General features: G+C 71.9%; 20 protein-coding genes. 10 read left to right on the plus strand and 10 right to left on the minus strand.

The window, feature by feature from the left end; genetic code table 11:
• The first annotated feature begins 487 nt into the window (after positions 1 to 487).
• A complete protein-coding gene (locus ACV7NM_RS14050) occupies positions 488 to 1,339 on the plus strand; it encodes a C40 family peptidase (RefSeq protein WP_463410592.1) in 852 nt (283 codons plus the stop codon).
• A gap of 199 nt (positions 1,340 to 1,538) precedes the next feature.
• Here ACV7NM_RS14050 and ACV7NM_RS14055 read toward each other — a convergent pair whose 3' ends face one another.
• Together ACV7NM_RS14055 and ACV7NM_RS14060 are read right to left on the minus strand one after the other, a co-directional pair.
• Positions 1,539 to 2,513, minus strand: coding sequence for a hypothetical protein (locus tag ACV7NM_RS14055; protein ID WP_463410593.1), 975 nt, complete (start codon positions 2,511 to 2,513; stop codon positions 1,539 to 1,541).
• Between the two features lie 23 nt (positions 2,514 to 2,536).
• Entirely contained in the window at positions 2,537 to 2,950 is a 414-nt protein-coding gene (locus ACV7NM_RS14060; RefSeq protein WP_463410594.1) for a hypothetical protein, read from the minus strand.
• Between the two features lie 256 nt (positions 2,951 to 3,206).
• Between ACV7NM_RS14060 and ACV7NM_RS14065 the strand changes: the two genes are divergently transcribed.
• From ACV7NM_RS14065 to ACV7NM_RS14085, 5 genes are all read left to right on the plus strand, one after another.
• The gene (locus tag ACV7NM_RS14065) at positions 3,207 to 3,659 is read left to right on the plus strand and encodes a hypothetical protein (protein WP_463410595.1); all 453 of its coding nucleotides are present in this window, start codon (positions 3,207 to 3,209) and stop codon (positions 3,657 to 3,659) included.
• 218 nt (positions 3,660 to 3,877) lie between these two features.
• Positions 3,878 to 5,440, plus strand: coding sequence for an efflux RND transporter periplasmic adaptor subunit (locus ACV7NM_RS14070; RefSeq protein ID WP_463410596.1), 1,563 nt, complete (start codon positions 3,878 to 3,880; stop codon positions 5,438 to 5,440).
• A complete protein-coding gene (locus tag ACV7NM_RS14075; protein ID WP_463410597.1) occupies positions 5,437 to 6,240 on the plus strand; it encodes an ABC transporter ATP-binding protein in 804 nt (267 codons plus the stop codon). The genes ACV7NM_RS14070 and ACV7NM_RS14075 overlap by 4 nt, the downstream gene beginning before the upstream one ends.
• The gene (locus tag ACV7NM_RS14080) at positions 6,237 to 7,517 is read left to right on the plus strand and encodes an ABC transporter permease (protein WP_463410598.1); all 1,281 of its coding nucleotides are present in this window, start codon (positions 6,237 to 6,239) and stop codon (positions 7,515 to 7,517) included. The genes ACV7NM_RS14075 and ACV7NM_RS14080 overlap by 4 nt, the downstream gene beginning before the upstream one ends.
• Before the next feature lie 41 nt (positions 7,518 to 7,558).
• Complete coding sequence (locus ACV7NM_RS14085; protein ID WP_463410599.1) at positions 7,559 to 7,876, plus strand: hypothetical protein; 318 nt, start codon at positions 7,559 to 7,561, stop codon at positions 7,874 to 7,876.
• 9 nt (positions 7,877 to 7,885) lie between these two features.
• On the opposite strand, the gene ACV7NM_RS14090 is transcribed toward ACV7NM_RS14085, so the two are convergent.
• On the minus strand, positions 7,886 to 9,169 hold the full coding sequence (locus tag ACV7NM_RS14090) for a geranylgeranyl reductase family protein (protein ID WP_463413940.1): 1,284 nt from the start codon (positions 9,167 to 9,169) through the stop codon (positions 7,886 to 7,888).
• 110 nt (positions 9,170 to 9,279) lie between these two features.
• On the opposite strand from ACV7NM_RS14090, the gene ACV7NM_RS14095 reads away from it, so the two are divergent.
• Positions 9,280 to 9,798, plus strand: a complete 519-nt coding sequence (locus ACV7NM_RS14095) for a GNAT family N-acetyltransferase (RefSeq protein ID WP_463410600.1) — start codon at positions 9,280 to 9,282, stop codon at positions 9,796 to 9,798.
• Between the two features lie 117 nt (positions 9,799 to 9,915).
• On the opposite strand, the gene ACV7NM_RS14100 is transcribed toward ACV7NM_RS14095, so the two are convergent.
• The 6 genes from ACV7NM_RS14100 to ACV7NM_RS14125 all read right to left on the minus strand — a co-directional run bounded on the left by ACV7NM_RS14100 (position 9,916) and on the right by ACV7NM_RS14125 (position 16,775).
• On the minus strand, positions 9,916 to 10,815 hold the full coding sequence (locus ACV7NM_RS14100; protein ID WP_463413941.1) for a glutaminase: 900 nt from the start codon (positions 10,813 to 10,815) through the stop codon (positions 9,916 to 9,918).
• A gap of 98 nt (positions 10,816 to 10,913) precedes the next feature.
• Positions 10,914 to 11,606 carry a demethylmenaquinone methyltransferase gene (locus tag ACV7NM_RS14105; protein ID WP_463410601.1) on the minus strand — a complete coding sequence of 231 codons (693 nt, stop codon included), beginning with the start codon at positions 11,604 to 11,606 and terminating at the stop codon, positions 10,914 to 10,916.
• A 154-nt stretch (positions 11,607 to 11,760) separates the two neighbouring features.
• Positions 11,761 to 12,405, minus strand: a complete 645-nt coding sequence (locus ACV7NM_RS14110; RefSeq protein ID WP_463410602.1) for an imidazolonepropionase-like domain-containing protein — start codon at positions 12,403 to 12,405, stop codon at positions 11,761 to 11,763.
• 7 nt (positions 12,406 to 12,412) lie between these two features.
• Positions 12,413 to 13,612 (minus strand): cyclic dehypoxanthinyl futalosine synthase, encoded by a 1,200-nt coding sequence (gene mqnC / locus ACV7NM_RS14115; protein WP_463410603.1) that lies wholly within the window; start codon positions 13,610 to 13,612, stop codon positions 12,413 to 12,415.
• A gap of 127 nt (positions 13,613 to 13,739) precedes the next feature.
• Positions 13,740 to 15,509, minus strand: coding sequence for a serine/threonine-protein kinase (locus tag ACV7NM_RS14120; protein WP_463410604.1), 1,770 nt, complete (start codon positions 15,507 to 15,509; stop codon positions 13,740 to 13,742).
• Positions 15,510 to 15,911: 402 nt separating this feature from the next.
• Entirely contained in the window at positions 15,912 to 16,775 is an 864-nt protein-coding gene (locus tag ACV7NM_RS14125) for a menaquinone biosynthetic enzyme MqnA/MqnD family protein (RefSeq protein ID WP_463410605.1), read from the minus strand.
• 237 nt (positions 16,776 to 17,012) lie between these two features.
• Here ACV7NM_RS14125 and ACV7NM_RS14130 point away from each other — a divergent pair, with 237 nt between their 5' ends.
• A complete protein-coding gene (locus ACV7NM_RS14130; protein ID WP_015610594.1) occupies positions 17,013 to 17,216 on the plus strand; it encodes a cold-shock protein in 204 nt (67 codons plus the stop codon).
• A gap of 233 nt (positions 17,217 to 17,449) precedes the next feature.
• Here the strand turns inward: ACV7NM_RS14130 and ACV7NM_RS14135 are convergent, their stop codons facing one another.
• Complete coding sequence (locus ACV7NM_RS14135; RefSeq protein ID WP_463410606.1) at positions 17,450 to 19,162, minus strand: lytic transglycosylase domain-containing protein; 1,713 nt, start codon at positions 19,160 to 19,162, stop codon at positions 17,450 to 17,452.
• Positions 19,163 to 20,072: 910 nt separating this feature from the next.
• Between ACV7NM_RS14135 and ACV7NM_RS14140 the strand changes: the two genes are divergently transcribed.
• Positions 20,073 to 20,456 (plus strand): nuclear transport factor 2 family protein, encoded by a 384-nt coding sequence (locus ACV7NM_RS14140; RefSeq protein WP_463410607.1) that lies wholly within the window; start codon positions 20,073 to 20,075, stop codon positions 20,454 to 20,456.
• Between the two features lie 679 nt (positions 20,457 to 21,135).
• On the plus strand, positions 21,136 to 21,918 hold the full coding sequence (locus tag ACV7NM_RS14145; RefSeq protein ID WP_463410608.1) for an SDR family oxidoreductase: 783 nt from the start codon (positions 21,136 to 21,138) through the stop codon (positions 21,916 to 21,918).
• Positions 21,919 to 21,956 lie beyond the last annotated feature (38 nt).

The raw sequence follows: 21,956 nt of genomic DNA on the forward strand, positions 1-21,956 counted from the left end.
CCACTGGGCGGACCCGGTGCTATGGGAAATCGCGTCCCCCGCGCGGGGGAGACAGCGTGGACCGGAGTGGACGCGTGGGGTCACCGGGGTGCCACGGGGGGCGGCGGGGAAGATCACGGCGCTCGCGAACGGAAGATCACGGGGGCGCGCGAACCGCACATCCGCCCACCAAGCCCACGGGAAGCTCACAGCCCGGTCACGGACCGGCCACAGCACCCGCACAGCGGTAGGTAACTGTGACCTGCGCCACTCGGAATCCGGACCGCCGAAAGGGGGCTTGGCCATCTGTCGGGAGGAATGGTAGGCGCGGATCAATTCGGACTTAATAGAGAAAGCCCATGATCACAGGCTTGTGAAGGCGTGTCCGATTCGCCCGTTACGGCGTCAATATGCCGCGCGGCGCGCCCGGTTAACCCGCCTCGCGCGCAACTGTGGCGCACACCACGTTTCTTGAAGCCAACCGCTGCGCCCTGATAGCGGTTGTCCCATGTCCCACACCGCTCACATACCCAGCCACCGGAAGCCCCGCCGCAGCGCATCGAAGCTCGCGGTCCGCGCCGGAGTTGCCGGTGGCGTCCTCAGCACCCTCGCCATGGCCGGCACCGCGAGCGCGTCCCCGTCCCCCGAGCCCGTGGCCGAGACGACGCTCGAAATGCCGGTCCTCAGCCTGGACCTGACCGCCGACGTCGCCTCCGCGGTCACCACCGCGGCCGAGAACACCCGTGTCGCAGCCGTCGAGGCGGCCGTCTCCGGCGAGCTGAACGCCCAGGAGGAGAGCGCCCGCAGCGGCGCCGCCGCCGAGGCCAAGCAGGCCAAGGAAGACGCCCGTCAGAAGGCCGAGAAGCAGGCGAAGGAGGAGGCGGACCGCAAGGCCGAGGCCGCGCGCGCCACCCGCGGCTCCGCCCGCTCGACCCTCCAGACCGCCTCCGCGTCCGCCGGCGTCTCCGCCGACGACGGCGAGGGCACCGTCACCGCACCGGCCACCGGTTCGGCCTCCGCCGTCATCAACTTCGCCCGCAGGCAGGTCGGCAAGGCGTACGTCATGGGCGGCACCGGCCCGTCCTCGTACGACTGCTCCGGCCTCGTCCAGGCCGCCTACCGCCAGGCCGGCATCTCCCTGCCGCGCACCTCCCAGGACCAGTCCTCCGAGGGCACCTCGGTGTCGCTGGGCAACCTGCAGCCGGGCGACATCCTGTACTGGGGCTCCCGCGGCAGCGCCTACCACGTCGCCCTGTACGTCGGTGGCGGCAGGTTCGTCGGCGCGCAGAACCCCAACACGGGCATCGTCGAGCGCAGCCTGGACTACGACATGCCGACGGGCGCCGTCCGCGTCCTCTGAGCCTCCCGACGGAGGCCGTACGCGTCCTCCGGGCCTCCCGACGGGCCCCGCAGGCCTCCTGAGCCGCTCTCAGGGCCCGCGGAGGCCCTTCGCGGCCGTCCCACGCCAGGCCTGAGGGCCGGTACTCCCCCGCTCGGGTTGGAGTACCGGCCCTTACGCATACCGATGTCCGCTTTCGTCGGCATTGCCCGAGGGTGCGTCAGGCGAGGGAGGCCGCCAACTTGAAGCGGGCATCGCGCTGCTTCTTGTAGAGGGCGAGGGTCTCGGCGTTCTCCTCCACGAGGCGCTCCTGGTACGCCTTCTCGACCGCGGCCCAGATGCCCACGAGGTTCACCTCGCGCTTGCAGGCGACATCGGCCTTGGCCGCGGTGACGGCCTTCGCACCGCCCTTGTCGTCGCCGAGGCCCAGCTTCTCCACGACGTCGTAGGGCGCGGCGATCCCCCCGTATCCGGACTTGTCCATGCACGTGGACCACTCCCGGAGCGCGGTGACGACCCGGGAGTCCTGCCGGGAGCGGTCGTGCGCCTCGGAGGCGAGCCCGAACGTGAAGAGCAGGTCGACGCTGTCCTTGGCCGGGGCGTACAGCTTCCGGTACCCCTCCCGCGCGCATCCGCCGGCCGGCACCTTCAGCCCGGCCACCGTCAGACCACTGTCCACCGCGGCGGCCTCCTCCTCCGTCCTCGCGTCGGGGATCGTCCCGCCGCGGGAACCGGGTTGTTCGCCGTTCATGACGACGTACGCGCTGTCGCTGAGCGCTGGGGCCGGGGGCTTGGGGGGTGTCCCCTCACCGGCGGACGCGTCGTACCCGTGGGCCGCCGCGAATGCCGGATCGGCCAGACCGAAGAGGTACCGGTGCCGGTCCCCGGCCCCACCGCCGGCAGACCCGGCCGACCTCACGCCCTCGTAGGCGAACCCGTACCGGGCCATGCAGCGGGAGATCAGCGTCTGTTGCACCTGGCCCATCCGGATGCGCTCGGCCTCGGTGTCCGTGTACGCGTCCATGGGCAAGGACAGGGCGGCCGTCGCCGGGTTCACCTCGACGGCTCCGAGGTCCGGTTCGCCGGCGCCCGAGCCGCCGACCCCGCCGCATCCGGCCAGTAACACGGCCGACAGGAGGACGGCCGTCAGGGCGGTGGTCGATCCGGCGGGCCGGCGACTGCGGGCGCTGCGCATCGCGTGGAGCTCCTTCTGCCGGACTACGCGTGGAGGGTGTACTTGGCGGAGCTGATCTTGTTCCTGAACTTGTCGGAGGCGTCGCCCCGGTAGCCCGACGGAAGCTCTCCGACGTTGCCGCCCATGTCCTTGTCGGTGCCGACCTGCCAGGCGTAGACGTCCCGGTTCCAATAGGACTCGGTGGTGTCGTTGATCACGGACCCTTGGGCCGAGCACGACCCCTGGTACTTGTCGTCGGAGAAGTTCATATCGGTCACCACTAGGTCGAAGACACAACCCGTTTGACCCCGGTAGTAGAAAAGACCGAATTCCTGGCTTTCCAGGGAACCGTCCCTTCCCCACGCGGCCGCCGGGCCGGCGGTACCGAGCACGACGGCGCCCACCGAAGCGGCGGCGACACAACCCGACGCCAGCTTGCGCATTACGTTTTCCCTCATCACGTGAACCCCACTCCTCGGGTGAAAATCCGGATGTCGGGGGCAGTCCTGATTCGCAGGCTGCGCCCGGCGGGGATTCAACGGTCCGCTCGCGTCCGCCAACAAGGCCATAATCGGCTGATGGGCCGTCACGTCGATTGGCCGATGTGCGTCTTGTTTACCCCTGCGTAACTTTCTACTGTCGGGCGGCGCACCCTTCCGCACCGTTGACGCGGATGCATGAATTCCATTTCCATCACCGCGAGGGAACCCCGTAGTGAACGTCCGATATCTGGTCCCGATCCTTCTCCTGTGCGTTTCCGTGACGGGGTGCGGTGGCGGTGACAAGGAGCCCCAGTCGAGCGACAGCCCGCCGCCCAGCGCCGAGGAAGTCGCCTACTACGACTGTTTGCAGAAGAACGGCGTGGCGATCGTCCACACCGATTACGGCGCGCCGCGCGAGGACAAGACGAAGCCGTGGAACGAGGCGGCTCACCAGGCCTGCCGGTCCATGCAGCCGCCACCGCCGAAGCCCCAGCCGGCCGACCCCGAGATTCTCGCCGCCGCCAGGAAGGAAGCCGCCTGCCTGCGGGCACAGGGAATTGCCTGGTACCCGGACCCGGACCCGGTCACGGCCGAGATCGACTCGAACAAGGCCACGCCCGAACAGTGGGCCGCACTCAAGTACGACCACATCGACGCGTTGAGAAAGTGCCGCTCGGACCGCTGAGCGCAACCGCGCGCCGAGACGGATTCGGCCTCGCCGATGCGACCCGACGGAATGAAGCCCCGACTCCGTCCGATTTCCGGTACCCGTGGATATTCCGGCCGGCAATGGCCGGTTTCCATGGGACTCGTCGGTACGGAAATCCGTTCTCGGGACAAGGCGACGGCGCGCTCGGCGGGTGAGCGGGTGGGGGTTGGTGGGCGAGTGAGTGGGGGAAAGCCGTGTGGGACGTGATCGAGGCGGGGCCGGGCGACGTGGCCGGGGCACAGGACGCGCCGGACGCGGGCGGGCTCGGGCGGGGGCGGCGGATCGTGCTCGGGGTCGTCGGCGGGGCCGCGCTGATGGCCATCGGCGGGCTGTTGGCCACCGCCTCGGTGAAGTCCCCCGCGCAGGTGGTCGCGGAGACCGGGCCGCCCGCGCAGGGTCCGCTGACCGCCGAGGTCGAACGGCGGGTGCTCGCGCAGACCGTCGTGATGCGGGGGACGGTCGTCGCCGACCAGAGCGTCGACGTGGCCCCGCAGCCCCGCACCGGGGACGGCACGGGCGCGCCCGTCGTGACGAAACTGCCGCTGGGGTCCGGGGACGCGGTCCACGCCGGCCAGTTGGTTGCGGAGGTGTCCGGGCGGCCGGTGTTCACCCTCAAGGGGACCCTCCCCGTCTACCGCGACTTGAAGCCCGGCGCCTCCGGCGACGACGTGGCCCAGTTGCAGCAGGCGCTGCGCGACCTCGGGCACGGCACCGGCTCCGACGCCAAGGGCGTCTTCGGCGCCGGTACGAAGGCCGCCCTCGCCGCGCGCTACCGCGCCATCGGCTACGACCCACTGCCCGCCGTGGCCGACCGCGGCGAGGGCCTCAAGGCCGCGCGGGAGGCCGTACGGTCGGCCGAGTGGGCCCTTGAGGACGCCAGGGAGCCCAAGGCGGACACGGGTGGCCAGGCGACACCCCCCGCCTCCCCGGCCCCCGCCGCAAAGCCCGCCTCCCCGGCCCCCGCCGGGAAGCCCTCCGCCCCGCCCTCCGGCGCGGGCGGCGACGCCCGGTTGCTCGCGCGCGCCCGGGAGGCGCTCACCGACGCCCGGACCCGGCTGGCCGCGGCCGAGGCCGCCGACGGGCCGATGCTGCCCGCCGCCGAGGCGGTGTTCCTGGGTGCCTTCCCGGCGCGCGTCAGCGCCGTCGGCGCGCGCGTCGGCTCGCCCGTGTCCGGAGCGGTGCTCACGCTGTCCGCCGGGGAACTCGTCATCGAGACCTACCTCAAGGACGAAAGGCGGCAGTTGCTGCGCGCCGGCATGGCCGTGGTGATCTCCTCCGAGACCGCCGGGACCGACGTACGGGGCAGGGTCGCGCTGGTGGCCACGGAGCGCTCGACGGGCCAACCGGCGGGTCGGCAACCCGATCCGGGCGGCCAGGGCGGCGACCGGGGCGACGGGCAGGGCGGGGCAGCGGGCAAGAACGGCGGCGGGGACCTCGGCCATCGGATGGTGGTCCGCGCCGACCAGCCGCTGCCCGCCGCATTCAACGGGCAGGACGTACGGCTGACCATCGAGTCCGCCTCGACCGACGGGGCGGCCCTCGTCGTGCCCGTCACCGCCGTGTCCGCCGGCGCTGACGGTCGTACGGTCGTCACCGCCGTGGCCGCCGACGGCACGCAGCGCCGTATCGAGGTCCGGGCGGGCACCGGCGGCGACGGCTACGTCGCCGTGACCCCGGTACGGGCCGACGCCCTCGCCGCCGGGGCCCGGGTCGTCATCGGCGCCGCGCCCAAGTCGGCGGGCAGGACGGCCCGATGAGGTTGCCACCCGGCCGTCACCCCGCCGACGACGCGCCCGCGGACGACCTGACCGTCGACGACGCGCCCCCCGCCGACCTGGACCCTGCGGACGCGCCCCCCGCCGAGGTGCCCGTCATCGAAGTGCCCGTCATAGAGTTCCGCGCGGTGGCGCTCACCTACCCCGGGCCGCCTCCCGTCGAGGCGCTGAGGCCTACCGACCTGACCGTGCGGCGCGGCGAGTTCCTCACCATCGTCGGCCCCTCCGGGTCGGGGAAGTCCACCTTCCTCAACGTCGCCGGGCTGCTCGACGCCCCCACCTCGGGTCGCTACCTCCTCGACGGGATCGACACCGGCCGACTGCCCGACCGCGCCCGTACCGCCCTGCGCGGGCGCCGGATCGGCTTCGTCTTCCAGGCCTTCCACCTGCTGCCCCACCGCAGCGCCCTGGAGAACGTCACCCTGGCCATGCTCTACACCTCCGTCCCCCGCTCCGAGCGCCTCACCCGGGCCCGCGAGGCCCTGCGGCAAGTCGGGCTCGGTCATCGGGCGGGCGCGGTGCCCCGCCGGCTGTCAGGCGGCGAGCGCCAGCGGGTGGCCATCGCCCGCGCCCTCGTCGGGCGGCCGTCGCTGTTGCTGTGCGACGAGCCGACGGGGAACCTCGACTCGGCCAACGCGGCTTCCGTACTGACCTTGTTGGACGAACTGCACACGGCGGGGATGACGGTCATGGTGATCACCCATGACGGCGAGGTGGCCGCGCGGGGCCGCCGGACGGTCACCGTGTGCGACGGCGAGCTGCGCGAGCGGGTGAGCACGTGAGGGGGGAGCGTGCAGCCGACCACGCCGGGGCGAGGGCCGGATCGAGCGCCGACTCCCGCGTGGATCCGACCCGGTTGACCGTCCGGGACGCCCTGTCCGAGGCCGTCGCCGGCATGCTGCGCCGCCCCGGGCGGGCAGTGCTCACCGCTCTCGGGACCGTGCTCGGCGTCGGCAGTTTCGTGGCCGTGCTCGGGCTCACCGCCACCATCTCCTCGCAGATCGACGGCCGGTTCAACGTCCTGACCGCCACCGAGGTGAGCATCGAGGACGTCGCCGCCCGACAGGACGAGTTCGCCGGCCCCGGCTTCCCCACCGACGCCGACCGGCGGCTGCGCGAGGTCGCGGGCATCCGCAACGCCGGACTGCTGTGGACCGTACGACTGGACTCGACCACCACCATCGGCGCCCTGCCCCCCGGCTCCGGCGCGAGCGGCCCCGCAGCCGCGGTCCCCGTCGTCGCCGCCTCCCCCGGCGCCGTCGCCGCCCTGGTGCCCACCCTGCGGGAGGGCCGCCTCTACGACGAGTTCGCCGAGCGGAGCCGCCAACGCGTGGTGCTCATCGGCAGCGGCGTCGCGGAACGTCTGGGCATCACCACCCTCGCCACCCGCCCCGCGCTGTACATCGGCCAGGAGCCCTTCACCGTGGCGGGCGTCATCGCCGACGTCGAACGCAAGCCGGAGAACCTGCTGTCCGTCCTCGTGCCCCAGGCCACCGCCCGGGAGCTGTGGGGGCCGCCGGCGCCCGGCGGCGCGACCATGCTGATCGCCACCGACCTCGGCGCCGCCCGCCAGGTCGCCGAACTCGCCCCGCTCGCGCTGCGCCCCGACCACCCCGAGTACCTGAAGGCCGTACCGCCTCCCGACCCGCGCACGCTGCGTTCGGGCGTCACCTCCGACCTGAGCGCGCTCTTCCTCCTGCTCGCCGGGATCTGCCTGGTCATCGGGGCGGTCGGCATCGCCAACACCACGCTCGTCGCCGTGTTGGAGCGGACCTCGGAGATCGGACTGCGCCGCGCGCTGGGGGCCCGCGGGCGGCACGTGGCGGCCCAGTTCCTCGTCGAGTCCGCCGCGCTGGGGGCGCTCGGCGGCCTGGTGGGAACGTCCCTCGGCGAGCTGACGGTGGTCGGGGTGTCCCTCGTCCGGGACTGGACGCCGGTCGTCCACCCGCTGACGGTGGCCGCGGCCCCGCTCGCCGGGCTGGCCACCGGACTGCTGGCCGGGCTCTATCCCGCCTGGCGGGCGGCCCGCGTCGAACCGGCCGAAGCCCTGCGAAGATAGCGGGGGGTGCAGCGCCCGATTCGCCCCAGGAGGTGTGGTCCGTGATCACCGAGCCGTACGACAGCCACGGCCCCGACGGCGACCCCACCGCCCTCCCCGCCGCCGGCGGTCTCGCCCTCCTCGCCCTGGGCGGCTGGCTGCTCACCACCACCCGCCCCTGGGCGAAGCCGGGACACCCCGTGACGCTCGCCGTGGACTGGACGGCCTCGGGACTGCTGCTGCTGTGGGCGCTGGTCCTGCTGACCCGCTGCGTACGCACGGTGCACACGCCCTCGCACGGCGACCTCCCCGCCCTCGACGGAGACGGCGGCCCCGGCCGGCCCGAAGGCCTCCCCGGCCGCCCCGCCGACGCGAACTAGAACAGGGCCCTACGCCTTCGGCGCCACCTTCGAGAGGCCGTTGATGATGCGGTCCATCGCGTCGCCGCCCGTGGGGTCGGTCAGGTTGGCCAGCATCTTGAGGGTGAACCTCATCAACACCGGGTGGCTCAGACCGCGCTGTGCGGCGATCTTCATCACCTTCGGGTTGCCGATCAGCTTCACGAACGCGCGACCCAGCGTGTAGTAACCGCCGTAGGTCTCCTTGAGCACCTTCGGGTAATTGTGCAGGGCCAGTTCGCGCTGCGCCGGGGTGGCGCGGGCGTTGGCCTGGACGATGACCTCCGCGGCGATCTGCCCGGACTCCATCGCATAGGCGATGCCCTCGCCGTTGAACGGGTTGACGAGCCCACCCGCGTCACCGACCAGCAGCAGGCCCTTGGTGTAGTGCGGCTGCCGGTTGAAGGCCATCGGCAGGGCCGCGCCGCGGATCGGCTGCGTCATGTTCTCGGGCGTGTAGCCCCAGTCCTGCGGCATGGACGCGCACCAGGCCTTGAGGACCTCGCGCCAGTCCAGTTCCCTGAACGCGGAGGATGAGTTGAGGATGCCGAGGCCGACGTTGGACGTGCCGTCGCCCATGCCGAAGATCCAGCCGTAGCCGGGCAGCAGCCGGTCCTGCGTACCGCGCCGGTCCCACAGCTCCAGCCAGGACTCCAGGTAGTCGTCGTCGTGCCGAGGCGAGGTGAAGTACGTACGCACCGCCACGCCCATCGGGCGGTCCTCGCGCCGGTGCAGGCCCATCGCCAGCGACAGTCGGGAGGAGTTGCCGTCGGCGGCGACGACCAGCGGGGCCTTGAAGGTGACCGGGGTCTTCTCCTCGCCCAGCTTCGCCTGGACACCGACGATGTGGCCGGTGCGCGGGTCCCGGACGGGCTCGCCGACGTTGCAGCGCTCGTACAGCCGCGCGCCCGCCTTCTGTGCCTGCCGGGCCAGGGTCTCGTCGAAGTCGTCGCGCTTGCGGACGAGCCCGTAGTCCGGATAGGAGGCGAGTTCCGGCCAGTCCAGCTGGAGCCGCTGCCCGCCGCCGATGATCCGCAGGCCCTTGTTGCGCAGCCAGCCGGCCTCTTCGGAGATGTCGATGCCCATGGAGACCAGCTGCTTGGTGGCGCGCGGGGTCAGCCCGTCGCCGCACACCTTCTCGCGCGGGAAGGCCGTCTTCTCCAGCAGCAGGACGTCGAGTCCCGCCTTGGCGAGGTGGTAGGCGGTGGTGGAGCCGGCGGGTCCGGCCCCGACGACGATCACATCAGCGGAGTGTTCGGAGAGGGGCTCGGTCACTGCCTCGGTCACTGCGGGCTCTCCCGAAGGCTCGATAAAGGGTGCCCAACGGCACGGGACATGTCGCAGTCTATGCAGCGGAAGAGATCGCGATCCGAAGGGCTGCCCCTGTGACCACCTCGCCGACCCGGCCGCCGCTCCCGGCCGTACAGCTTCGCGTGCCCACCGACGAGGACGCGCGCGCGTGGCACACCGTCTTCGACGACACCGACGTCATGGAGTTCCTCGGCGGCCCCGCCGAGCTCTCGTTGTACGAGGAGCTCACCGCGCGGCAGCGGCTGCACGACGCACAGCTCGGCTACTGCCTGTGGACCCTGCTCGACGAGGAGGGAACGGTGATCGGCTTCACCGGTGCGCAGCCGTGGCCCCGGGAGTGGGGACCTGTCGGCGAGATCGAGATCGGTTGGCGGCTGGGGCGTTCCGCGTGGGGGAAGGGGTACGCGTACGCCTCCGCGCTGGCCACCCTCGACCGGCTCAGGGAAGCCGGGGTCCCGCACGTGGTCGCGATGATCGACGCCAGGAACGCGCGTTCGGTGGCGGTGGCGGAGCGCCTCGGGATGGATCTGGCGGAGGAGCTCCTGTCCCCGGGCGGCAACCCGGCGCGCCGTTACGAGCTGACCCTCGCCTGAGCCGCCCGGCGCGGCGCCACCGGCGTCCCCAGTCCTCGGGGCCGCCGGGCGGGGGCGGCCCCGAGCCCGGAAGGCGCCCCGGCGCCGACCGGCGCGAGGGGCGCAGTGGAAGGGGAGTCAGAATACGGACATGCCGGTCAGGGTCGTGAAGCGGTCCAGCGCTGCCACACCCGCCACCGAATTGCCGTGCGCGTCCAACCCCGGACTCCACACGGCGAGGGAACACCGCCCGGGCACGACGGCGACGATCCCGCCGCCGACACCGCTCTTGCCTGGCAGGCCGACGCGGTAGGCGAACTCGCCCGCCGCGTCGTACGTCCCGCACGTCAGCATCACCGCGTTGATCTGCTTCGCCTCGCTGCGCGTCAGCAGCCGGGAGCCGTCCGCGCGCACGCCGTGCCGGGCCAGGACCCGGCCGGCGCGCGCCAGGTCGGCGCAGCTCATCTGGATGGAGCACTGCCAGAAGTAGTGGTCCAACAGGGTCGGTACCGGGTTGTCGATGTTCCCGTAGGACGCCATGAAGTGGGCCAGCGCCGCGTTGCGGTCGCCGTGCTCGTGCTCGGAGGCCGCCACTTCGGCGTCGAAGGCGACGTCCGGGTTGCCGCTCTCCTCCCGCAGGAACCGCAGCAGTTCACTGCTCGCGTCACCCGTCAGTGTCTGGAGCCGGTCGGTGACGACGAGCGCCCCCGCGTTGATGAACGGGTTGCGCGGGATGCCGTTCTCGTATTCCAGCTGCACGAGCGAGTTGAACGGGTTGCCGGACGGCTCGCGGCCCACCCGCTCCCACAGGCTGTCCCCGCCCTCGGCCGCCAGTGCCAGGGCGAGCGTGAACACCTTGGTGATCGACTGAGTGGAGAAGGGCACCTGCCAGTCCCCCACCCCGAAGACCTTGCCGCCCATGGTGACCAGCGCCATCCCGAACTGCCCCGGGTCCACGGAGGCGAGGGCCGGGATGTACTCGGCGGGGGTGCCGCCGCCGACCAGCGGGGCGACGTCCCGCTCGATCTGGTCGAGCACGGCCTGGTAGTCGAAGGGCGCGGGGTCGACGGGCGCGGGGCCGACGGGCGCGGGGTCGGACGGGGCGGAGTCCACCGGGCTCGTTCCTCCGTACGCCGCTACGCCTTGGTACCGCGGTGCAGCGCCACGATCCCGCCGCTCAGGTTCCGCCAGGCGACCTTCGACCAGCCGGCCTTCTGCAACAGCGCGGCCAGCGCGGGCTGGTCCGGCCACTCACGGATCGACTCGGCGAGGTACACGTACGCGTCGGGGTTGGAGGACACCGCTCGGGCCACCGGCGGCAGGGCACGCATCAGGTACTCCGTGTAGACCGTGCGCAGCGGCGCCCACGTCGGCTGGGAGAACTCGCAGATGACCACCTGGCCCCCCGGCTTCGTCACCCGGTACAGCTCCCGCAACGCCGCGTCGGTGTCCTGGACGTTGCGCAGACCGAAGGAGATCGTCACGGTGTCGAAGACACCGTCCTTGAACGGCAGCTTCGTCGCGTCACCGGCGGTCAGCGGCAGCCAGGGCCGGCGCTTCTTGCCCTCGCGCAGCATGCCGAGGGAGAAGTCGCAGGGGACGACGTACGCACCGGTCGCGGCGAAGGGCAGCGAGGACGTCGCCGTACCGGCGGCGAGGTCTAGAACCGTGTGCCCGGGGCGCGCGCCGACCGCCTTCGCGACCTCCTTGCGCCACAGCCGGGCCTGGCCGAGGGAGAGGACGTCGTTGGTGAGGTCGTAGTTCGCCGCGACGCCGTCGAACATGGAGGCGACTTCGTGCGGCTGCTTGTCCAGGGAAGCGCGGGTCACTGGCGTGGGGCCCCTCGGTGCGGTGTGGCTCGGGTCGGTCGATACCGGGCCATTCTCGCAGGCGGTCCCGGCGCCCCCTCGCGCGGCTCGGCGCCGGCTGGCTCGGCGCCGGCAGTGCGGCAGTCGGCGGTGCAGGGGTCGGCGGTCGGCGGGCTCAGCGCCGGCGGTGCAGGAGTCGGCCGCCGATGACGGTGGCCACGCAGCTGGTCGAGCCCTGCGCCAGGAGGTCCCGCGCGTCCGACGCCGCGAACACCGCGAACCGGGCGGGGGCGCCCGCCTCCAGCACCCCGTGGAACGCCTCCTCGGCGGCGGCCACCCCGGCCAGCGGGTCCAGGGACGGCGGAGCCCCGTACGGCAACGGCGCGAGGACCGTCAGCCCCGAGCGCACCACCGCCGTCCGCACCGCCGGCGCCGTCAACCGCCCGGCCACCGCCACCACCCCGCGCGCCAACAGCTTCTGCGTGGCCCGCCGGGCACTGTTGCCCCGGCGGGACTCGGTCAGCTTCAGGTCGGCGAGCGCCTCGGCGCCGCTGATCGGGTCCGCCCCGAGCTCGGTGGTCTCGTACGGGTCGTCCGGGTAGTACGTCCGCTCCAGCAGCTCGTCCGCCCCGCGTACCAGCAGACCCGGGGTCAGGACCCCGGGCCAGCGGCGGACCCGGGCGTGCGCGAAGGCCGCGCCGAGCTCCTCGTACGGTCCCACCCGGGCGATCCGGTCGCCCTCGACGAGGACCGCCCCGCCGGGCAGCGCGGCGCGGCCCGGCCCGGGGAGGAGGAGTTCGGCGGCGTGGAGCGTCAGCACGGCGGCGTCAGTTCGAGGAGATGAGCTTCAGCTCGGGGTGCGCGGTGCCGCCCTCGATGGCGGTGGAGGAGATGTGCGAGACGACGCGGTCGTCGACCGGGTCGTTCGCCGGGTCCTCGTGCACCAGGAGGTGCTCGTACGTCGTGGCGCGCTGCGCCGGGACCCGACCCGCCTTGCGGATCAGGTCGATGATCTCCTGACGGTTCGAGCGGTGCTTGGCACCGGCCGAGGAGACCACGTTCTCCTCCAGCATGATCGAGCCCAGGTCGTCCGCACCGTAGTGCAGGGACAGCTGGCCCGCCTCCTTGCCGACGGTCAGCCAGGAGCCCTGGATGTGGGCGATGTTGTCGAGGAACAGGCGGGCGATAGCGATCATCCGCAGGTACTCGAACACCGTCGCCTGCGTCCGGCCCTTGAGGTGGTTGTTCTCCGGCTGGTACGTGTACGGGATGAAGGCGCGGAAGCCGCCCGTACGGTCCTGCGTGTCACGGATCATCGCGATGTGCTCGATGCGCTCGGCGTTGGTCTCGCCCGTGCCCATCAGCATGGTGGAGGTGGACTCCACGCCCAGCTTGTGGGCGATCTCCATGATCTCCAGCCAGCGCTCGCCGGACTCCTTGAGCGGGGCGATCGCCTTGCGCGGCCGCTCCGGGAGCAGTTCGGCGCCGGCGCCCGCGAAGGAGTCGAGACCGGCGGCGTGGATGCGGCGGATGGCCTCTTCGGCGCTCACACCGGAGATCCGGGCCATGTGGTCGACCTCGGACGCGCCGAGGGAGTGGATGACCAGCTGGGGGAACGCCTTCTTGATGGCGGAGAAGTGGTGCTCGTAGTACTCGACGCCGTAGTCCGGGTGGTGGCCGCCCTGGAACATGATCTGCGTGCCGCCCAGCTCCACGGTCTCCGCGCAGCGGCGCAGGATGTCGTCGAGGTCCCGGGACCAGCCCTTGGCGGTGTCCTTGGGGGCGGCGTAGAAGGCGCAGAACTTGCAGGCCGTCACACACACGTTGGTGTAGTTGATGTTGCGTTCGATGATGTACGTCGCGATGTGCTCGGTACCCGCGTAGCGCCGCCGGCGCGCCGCGTCGGCGGCTTGGCCGAGCGCGTGCAGCGGGGCGTGCCGGTAGAGGTCGAGGGCCTCTTCCTTGGTGATCCGGCCCCCTGCGGCGGCACGGTCGAGGACAGACTGGAGAGCGGCCTGGTCGGTCACCGGTGCTTCACCTTTCGGCGGTGTGTCAAGGTCCGGACCGATCCAGACTACGTCAGGGCCGTCGGCCGGCGGGTTCCAGGGGGAGCCCACCGGCGGCGTCCGGGGGGGAGCGGCGCAGCGGACGGGCTCATGGGCTGCGGGTGAGGTCGCCCTCCGGGTTTCCGGCCGCCCGGTCGCCGGACCGGTAGTGGAGGGTCCCGTTCTGGTTGAGCGTGAAGCGCTCGTCGGCCGAGCCGTTGGAGCAGATCCCGGGGGCGGGGTTGGGGCCGCCCGACGTATCGAGGACCAGGGAGCGGTCGGTGGCGGAGGCCAGCTTCCAGTCGCCGCTACAGTCCGTGTCGAAGAGCGGGATGACGGACTTGTCCCGGGCGACCACCTCTCCCGTCCTGCCCCCCTTGATGGTGATCTCGAACTGGCCGGGGGCCCCGAGGTTGGTCGTGGTCGCCCCCTTCCAGGTGCCGATCAGCTCCTTGGGCACCGTGTCACGGGTGCCCTTGGCGCCGGTGGAGGGGGACGGGGATGGGGACGGCTGGGTGGAGGCGCTCGCCGAGGCCGACGGCTTGCTCCCGGCGGGGAACGGGCGCCCTTCCCGGCCGCCGTTCTGGCCGGGCAGCAGGTCCAACCCGTACAACCCGCCGGACAGCCCCGCCAGTACGGCGGCCGCGGCGACGACCACCGTGCAGCTCACCCGCCGACCTGACGCCGTGACGCTGACGCGGCGGCCCTCACGGCCATCACCGGCGGCGGCCGGTCCGGTACCGGCGTGACGCCCGGACCCGTCGGCCGTCCCGGTGGGCGCGTGCCCGGTGAAGGCGGCGGCGTCGGTGGGCGGACCGTACGGCCCGTAGACGGTCCGGCCCGCGCCCGCGCCCGGGCGGCCGGGGGCCGTGTACGAGGCGTGGGCCGGGCCGAAGCCGCCGGCGGCCGGACCGCCGTCCGAACCGCCGCCTCCGCCCGAAGCCTGAGTGAAGGGGACCGGCCCCGAGGCGAAGCCCTCTACCGGTTGCGAGTCCAGGTTCAACAGCGCCACCGCCGCGCGGCTCGCCTCCTCCACCAACGGAGCGGGCAACCACCCCGGCGCGCGCAGGGCGCCGTCCAGGGCCGTCGCGATCGCCGCCGGGGCCGGGCGGTCGGCGGGCGCCTTGGCCAGGCAGACCCCGATGAGTTCGCGCAGTTCGTCGGACGCGATCCCGTCGAGCTCCGGGGGCTCGTGCACCACCTTGTAGAGCAACGCCGCCGAGTGGTCCCCGGTGAACGGCGGACGCCCGCTCGCCGCGAAGGCCAGCACGGCGCCGAGCGAGAACACGTCCGCCGCGCCGGTGACGCCCTCGCCGATGATCTGCTCCGGCGCCATGTAGCCGGGCGAGCCGACGGAGACCCCGGTGGAGGTGAGGGAAGCCGTGCCCGCGGTGGCCCGGGCGATCCCGAAGTCGATCAATCGGGGCCCGGGGCCCTCCAGCGTCAACATCACGTTCGACGGTTTCACGTCCCGGTGCACGAGGCCCAGCGCGTGCACCGCCACCAGGGCGCGGGCAAGACCCTCGCCGATGGCCCGTACCGACGCCTCGGGCAGCGCGCCGTGCGCGGCGACCGCCCGGTCCAGGGAGGGGCCGGCCACATAACCGGCCGCCACCCACGGCACCTCCGCCTCGGGGTCGGCGTCCAGCACGGGCGCCGTCCACTCCCCGCCGACCCGCCGGGCGGCCGCGACCTCTCGGCGGAACCGGGCGCGGAACTCCGGGTCGGCGGCGAACTGGGGGTGCACGATCTTCACGGCGACGGTCCGGCCTCCGGCGCTCCGCCCGAGGTACACCCGTCCCATGCCGCCCGCGCCCAACCGGCCGAGCAGCCGGTACCCGCCGATGGTCCGCGGGTCACCGGCTTCCAGCGGCTGCATCGCGTCCCTCCCCCGTTCGCCGTGTTCCCCTGCGTGCCCCTGTGTTGCCCTGTGTTCCTTGCGCTGCCGCGTGTGTCCTGCGCTGCCGCGTGTTGTCCTGCGCTGCAACTGTTGCCCTGCGCTGCCGCGTCCGCCCTGCGCTGCCGCGTGATGCCCTGTGGCGCAGCCAAGGAGCACCTTAGGGCGGGGCGGCCGGGCGCGGCCACGGGTACCGGTATCCAGACGCCGGCGAGGGGGCGTGCGGGAGCCGGCTATGGGCCGGTTCCCCCTGCCGTCGATTCGTACGCGGAAAGCGAAAGGGAGACGAATTCTCGGGGAACGACCTATTGCGCGTTCCGCGATACGGAAAGGCGTGCGATCGCCCCCGCGTTCCCCCTCCGCCCGCCTCGGGCATAAGCCGCGCTAATGTCCGGGCGAGGCTGCGGCCAGCAGTTCCACGGCCACATCCGCCGCGTACCCCGAGGCCGATCCGGTACGGCGTGCGAATTCGCGCACGCCCGCCAACTGCTCCGGGCCGAAGCGGAAGTCGAGGGTGGTGAAGTACCGCTCCAGCAGCTCGGCGTCGAAGGCCTCCCAGCGCGCCGCCTGCTCGGCGACCTTGGTGACCTCCTCCAAGGAGACGTCCCTGGAGGCGAGGAAGGCCTCGTGGACCTTGCGGACGACGAGGGGCTCGCGGGCGAGGTAGTCCTTCCGGGCAGCCCAGACGGCGAAGACGAACGGCAGCCCGGTCCACTCCTTCCACATCAGCCCCAGGTCGTGCACCGCCAGGCCGAGCCGGGGCGCGTCGTGCAGCGAAGCGCGCAGCGCGGCGTCCCCGATCAGGACCGCCGCCTCCGCCTCCTGCATCATCACCCCCAGGTCAGGGGGGCAGGTGTAGTAGTCGGGGCGCACTCCGTACTGCTCGGCGAGCAGCAGCTGGGCGAGCCGGACGGACGTGCGGGAAGTCGAACCGAGGGCCACCCGGGCGCCGTCGAGCTGGTCCAGGGGGACCTGCGAGACGATCACGCACGACATCACGGGGCCGTCGCAGCCCACGGCGAGGTCGGGGAAGGCGACGAGCTGGTCGGCGTTGCGCAGGAACTCCACGAGGGTGATCGGCGCGATGTCCAGGTCCCCCTGGACGAGCCGTTCACTCAGCTTCTCGGGGGTGTCCTTCGTCAGCTCCAGGTCCAGCAGCGTGCCGGTTCTGGCCAGCCCCCAGTAGAGCGGAAGGCAGTTCAGGAACTGGATGTGGCCGACTCGGGGCCGGCTGCGATAGACGTCCACATCGCGAGACTAGCCCCCGGGGTCTCGTCAGCCTTCGGGCGGGTCTCAAACGTCCGAGTGACGTGATCTTTCCCTCTGGTCTCGGCCACAGGGTGCGTGCTAGGCTCGTCGCAAGTTGCAGTTTGGTTTCCCTTGCAGTACGAGGCCTGCGGAGAATGTGACCCGCAGGCTTTTGTAGTTTTCAGACTTCTTAGCAGGTTCTGGAGCAGGGCGACCCTTTGGCCCATAGGAGGGCTCATGGCTACCGGAACCGTGAAGTGGTTCAACGCTGAAAAGGGCTTCGGCTTCATCGCCCAGGACGGCGGCGGCCCGGATGTCTTCGTCCACTACTCCGCGATCAACGCCTCTGGCTTCCGCTCCCTGGAGGAGAACCAGCAGGTGACCTTCGACGTCACGCAGGGTCCGAAGGGCCCGCAGGCGGAGAACGTTATCCCGGCCTAGTCGCCTGGCCGACCGGATCGCGGTTGGATTAGCAGTACCCAAGGAGCCCTGCCTCCTCCGTGCGAGCGGAGGAGGCGGGGCTCCTGCCTTTTGTTGCCCCCTGTTGCCTGATGTGCGTCGCGTGTTGCCTGGTGTACGTCCCGTGCGCGCCTCTGCCGACCTTCTTGCTCGTCCGCAGACGTGAGCGCCCCCGACGCCGTGGGTACGGTGCCGGGGGCGCTCGGGGTTCCGCCCTACGGCTTGGTGGCCGGGGGGGTGCGGGTGGGGGCCGGGGTGCCGGCCGACGTGGAGTTGGGCGTGGAAGCGGGGGAAGGAGTGGACGTCGCGGCGGCGGTGATCTTGAGTTCCAGGATCAGTTCCACCTTGTCCGGCGTGACCACCCGGAGGAAGTAGGTACCCGGTGCCACGTCCGTGGTGAACAGCTCCGGAAGGGTGATCTTTCCGTCGGCGTCGCTCGGGTCGAGCTCCAGGGTGAACAGCTTCTTGCCGTCCTTGCCCTTGAAGTACGGGCCCGTCGTCTTCGCCGGGTCCACCGGGACCCAGACGCCGTCCTCGCCCTTCGCACCCAGGCCCGCCGTGGCCTTCGTGCCGGCGATCGGCTGGCCCTTGGCGGTCGCGAGCAGCCCGAAGTCCTTGACGCTGGTACCGGCGACGGTCTCCAGCGGCTTCGTACCGTGGTCCGCCCGCACCAGCAGGTCCGCGACCGGCTTCGCGGTGACGGCGCCCCGCAGCATCACCGTGAACTGGTTCGAGGCGTCGTAGGCCGAGGCGCGGAAGGAGAAGGTGCCGGCCTTCGGGCCCGCGGTGAGCGCGGGCACCCGCGCGATGCCCTGGGCGTCGGTGAGCGCGACGACGTCGGCCTTCTTGGAGTCCTGGAAGAGCGTGCCACCGGTGGTGTCCGCCTCGACGACGAACACGACCTTCTGCCCGACGGCCGGCTTGCCGTCGGAGAGCACCGCCTTGACCTTGGCGTCCGGGGTGAACACGGCCCCGACCTCGGCCTTGAGGTCCGGATCGCCGATCAACTCCAGCTTGGCGAGCCGGGGGGTCGACGGCTTCGGCTTCTCGGGCTCGGCCGGCTTGGTCGCCGGCGGCTTGGTGGCGGGCGGCTGGGGGGCCGGGGGCCTCGGCGTGGGCAGCGGGGCCGTGGGCGGAGGCGTCGGGTAGTTGCCCGCGGGCGGGTTCGGTACGTCGGTGACGCCACCGTCCTGGTACTGGCGCATGTACCCGAGGACGGAGTTCACGTAGTCGCGGGAGCTGTTGTAGCTGAGGATCGCCTGGTCGAGCTTGGCCGGATCGGAGAGGTCCCGGTCACCGGCGCAGAGGTAGAGGCCGGCGCCCAGCGCGGCGTCGTAGATGTTGTTCGGGTCGCGCTTGCCGTCGCCGTTGCCGTCGGCGCCCCAATCCTTCCACGTCTGCGGGATGAACTGGAGCGGCCCTACGGCGCGGTCGTACTCGGTGTCCCCGTCCCACTCTCCGTGGTCGGAGTCCTTGATCTGCGCGTAACCGTTGCCGTCGAGGCGGGGGCCGCGGATCGGCTTCTCGGTGTAGCCGTCGGACTTGAGCCCGTAGCCGGAGGCGTGGACGGACTCGATCCTGCCTATGCCCGCGAGCAACTGCCAGGGCAGGTTGCAGTGGGGAAGCGCGGCGGCCACCGACACGGCGCCGCGCTTGTAGGCGTCGAGGGCGGTCCCCGGTATGCCGCTGGCCCCCTCGGGGGCGCCGGCTCCGGGCGGCGGAGGCGGGTCGGCGACGAGCTTCGGCAGATCCAGACGGGCGTCACCGCGGTCGGTGGCCTGTGGACTGTCGGGCGTGGGCTCGGACTCCCCCGCGCCCGCGGTCGGCGTGTTGGTCACGACCGCGGCGGTGGTCAGGCTGGCCGCGAGCGCGGCGGTGCACAGGACCTTGCGCGAGGTGTTGACTACGTGGCGGTGAAGCGGCTTCACGGTGCGGCGATCCCCCCAAGGCGGCCGACAGGATGTGTGGCTGGTCGAGCCGTGAATATTCTGTCTATCAGGTATTCGCCCACGACTCGCCGTCACCCCGACAGATATGACACACCATTCGTCTCGGCTTCGCCACGAGTTCGACGGGGGTGTCTTACGGGGGGGTGTCTCACGGGGGGGGGTGTCTCACGGGGGGCATCCGACCGGGGGCGGGGGTGGGCGGAGTTGGGCGGGGGCTTCGGGGGCGGTGTTCCCCCTGGGCGGGGTCGGGTGGTGCTGGGGGCGTCCCGTCAGTCCACTGTCCTTTCGTGTCGTGCCGGTCGGTCAAGGGCGCTCCTCCTCGTTCCTCGTCGTCGCGTCGCTGCGCGATGGCCTTCGGCCACCCTTGACAGCCCGTCCCGCCCCGAAATGCCAAAGACTGCCGGAAAGCCCCCAGGGGAGAGGAACGGTCAGGAGGGTCGTGGAGGGGGCCGGTATATCCAGCCTCGCCGGCGTTTGAGGCGCGGGGTCCGGGGCGGAGCCCCGAAAGACCCCGAGCGCAGCGAGGCGGCACCCCCACGCGCCAGATCGCTACGCGCTTCCGTTGTCCCGGCGTCCGCAGCCCGGCATGGGCTAGATACGGACCTCACCGATCACCGCACGGTTGACGTGCCCTGGCGTCGAAGAGCTCGTCATCGGCTGAAAAAAAGCCGGGCGAACCGGCATCAACTACCGCCTTGAGGGCGCCCGCTGGCCGAGAAGGGCGAAATGCGCCATGTGGACCCACTGACGGGACCTGGGGTCGAACGGACCGCCGTCGATACGACTCGCAACCCGAATGGCTGGGACGGCCGCACGTGATGTTGGGCGGTTGATGTGACCTGGCGTCGATATGACCGGCGGTTCACACCGCTCGGACGAAGATGGAGGGATGACTGAAGCAGACGAAGTAGGTGAGGCGATCGCAGGTGAACTGCGATTGATGGACCCCGAGGTGCGTACGTCCCAGGCGCTCATCCGTCGTCTCCTCGACCCGAAGTTCGTGGAGGTGGGCGCCTCGGGCCGGCGTTGGACGTACGACGAGATGGTTGCCGCGCTGCCCGAAATGGAGGGTGTGGCGGAGGACGGACCGCGCTACGAGCCGTCGGAGATGACCGGCGTCGCATTGGCCCCGGGGCTGGTGCACCTCACGTACAAGACCGTGATCGACGGGCAGTGGGCCTGGCGGAGTTCTCTGTGGCACAGGAACGATGACGACGGCATGTGGCGCATGTACTACCACCAGGCGACCCCCGTTCCCCCCGAGGCCACGTAGCGATCGGGAGAGCCCGTGCTCGCCGTCCGGCCGGCCTGCCGGTTGCCGTCCGGCGGATGGGACGGTGGTTGCCCAGCGGCGTCTTCGACGCCAGGGCACGTCAGCCGTGTGGCTGTCGTTGGCGGTCATGCCCAACCCCTGGCGGGCGGCGGACGCGTGACTGCCGTCAACCGTGCGGTGATCGGTGAGGTCCGTATCTAGCCCATGCCGGGCTGCGGACGCCGGGACAACGGAAGCGCGTAGCGATCTGGCGCGTGGGGGTGCCCCCTCGCTGCGCTCGGGGTCTTTCGGGGCTCCGCCCCGGGCTCCACGCCTCAAACGCCGGCGAGGCTGGATATACCGGCCCCCTCCACGACCCTCCTGACCGTTCCTCTCCCCTGGGGGCTTTCCGGCAGTCTTTGGCATTTCGGGGCGGGACGGGCTGTCAAGGGTGGCCGAAGGCCATCGCGCAGCGACGCGACGACGAGGAACGAGGAGGAGCGCCCTTGACCGACCGGCACGACACGAAAGGACAGCGGACTGACGGGACGCCCCCAGCACCACCCGACCCCGCCCAGGGGGAACACCGCCCCCGAAGCCCCCGCCCAACTCCGCCCACCCCCGCCTTCCCATCCACCGCCCCCACCCCTACCCTGACGTCCCGTCAGGTGCAGAGCGACCGCAAGCCACAGGAGGGCGCATGCTGCTTCGTGGGAAGACCGTCATCGTTTCCGGGGTCGGCGCCGGGCTCGGGCACCAGGTGGCCGCCGCCGTCGTGCGGGACGGCGGGAACGCCGTGCTCGGGGCGCGGACCGAGGCGAACCTCGTCAAGGCCGCCGCCGAGATCGATCCCGACGGCGCGCACACCGCCCACCGCTCCACGGACATCACCGACGAGGCGCAGTGCGAGGCCCTCGCCGCGCTCGCCGTCGAGCGCTTCGGCGGCATCGACGCCGTCGTGCACGTCGCCGCCTGGGACTCCTACTTCGGTGGCCTGGAGGACGCCGACTTCGGGACCTGGCAGCAGATCATCGACGTCAACCTCCTCGGCACCCTGCGCATGACCCGGGCCTGTCTGCCCGCGCTCAAACAGGCCGGCGGATCCGTCGTCATCGTCGGCACCCAGTCCGCCGTGGCCTCGCCGTCCCAGGTGCAGCAGGCCGCGTACGCCGCGTCCAAAGGCGCGCTGACCTCCGCCATGTACTCGATGGCCCGGGAGCTCGGCCCCCACCGCATTCGCGTCAACACCGTCCTGCCGGGCTGGATGTGGGGGCCGCCCGTGCAGGCCTTCGTGACCTTCACCGCCCACTCCGAAGGCGTGCCCGAAGCCGAGGTGCACGCGCGGCTCACGGAGCGGATGGCGCTGCCCGACCTCGCCACCGACGGGGATGTGGCGGACGCCGCCGTCTTCTTCGCCTCCGACCGGGCGCGGGCCATAACCGGCCAGTCCCTGCTGGTCAACGCCGGTGAGCTGATGCGATGACCTCCCCCCGTCCGGTCGACCGGATCGTATGCTCGGGC

The organism is Streptomyces sp. Tek67B01 (assembly GCF_055231995.1).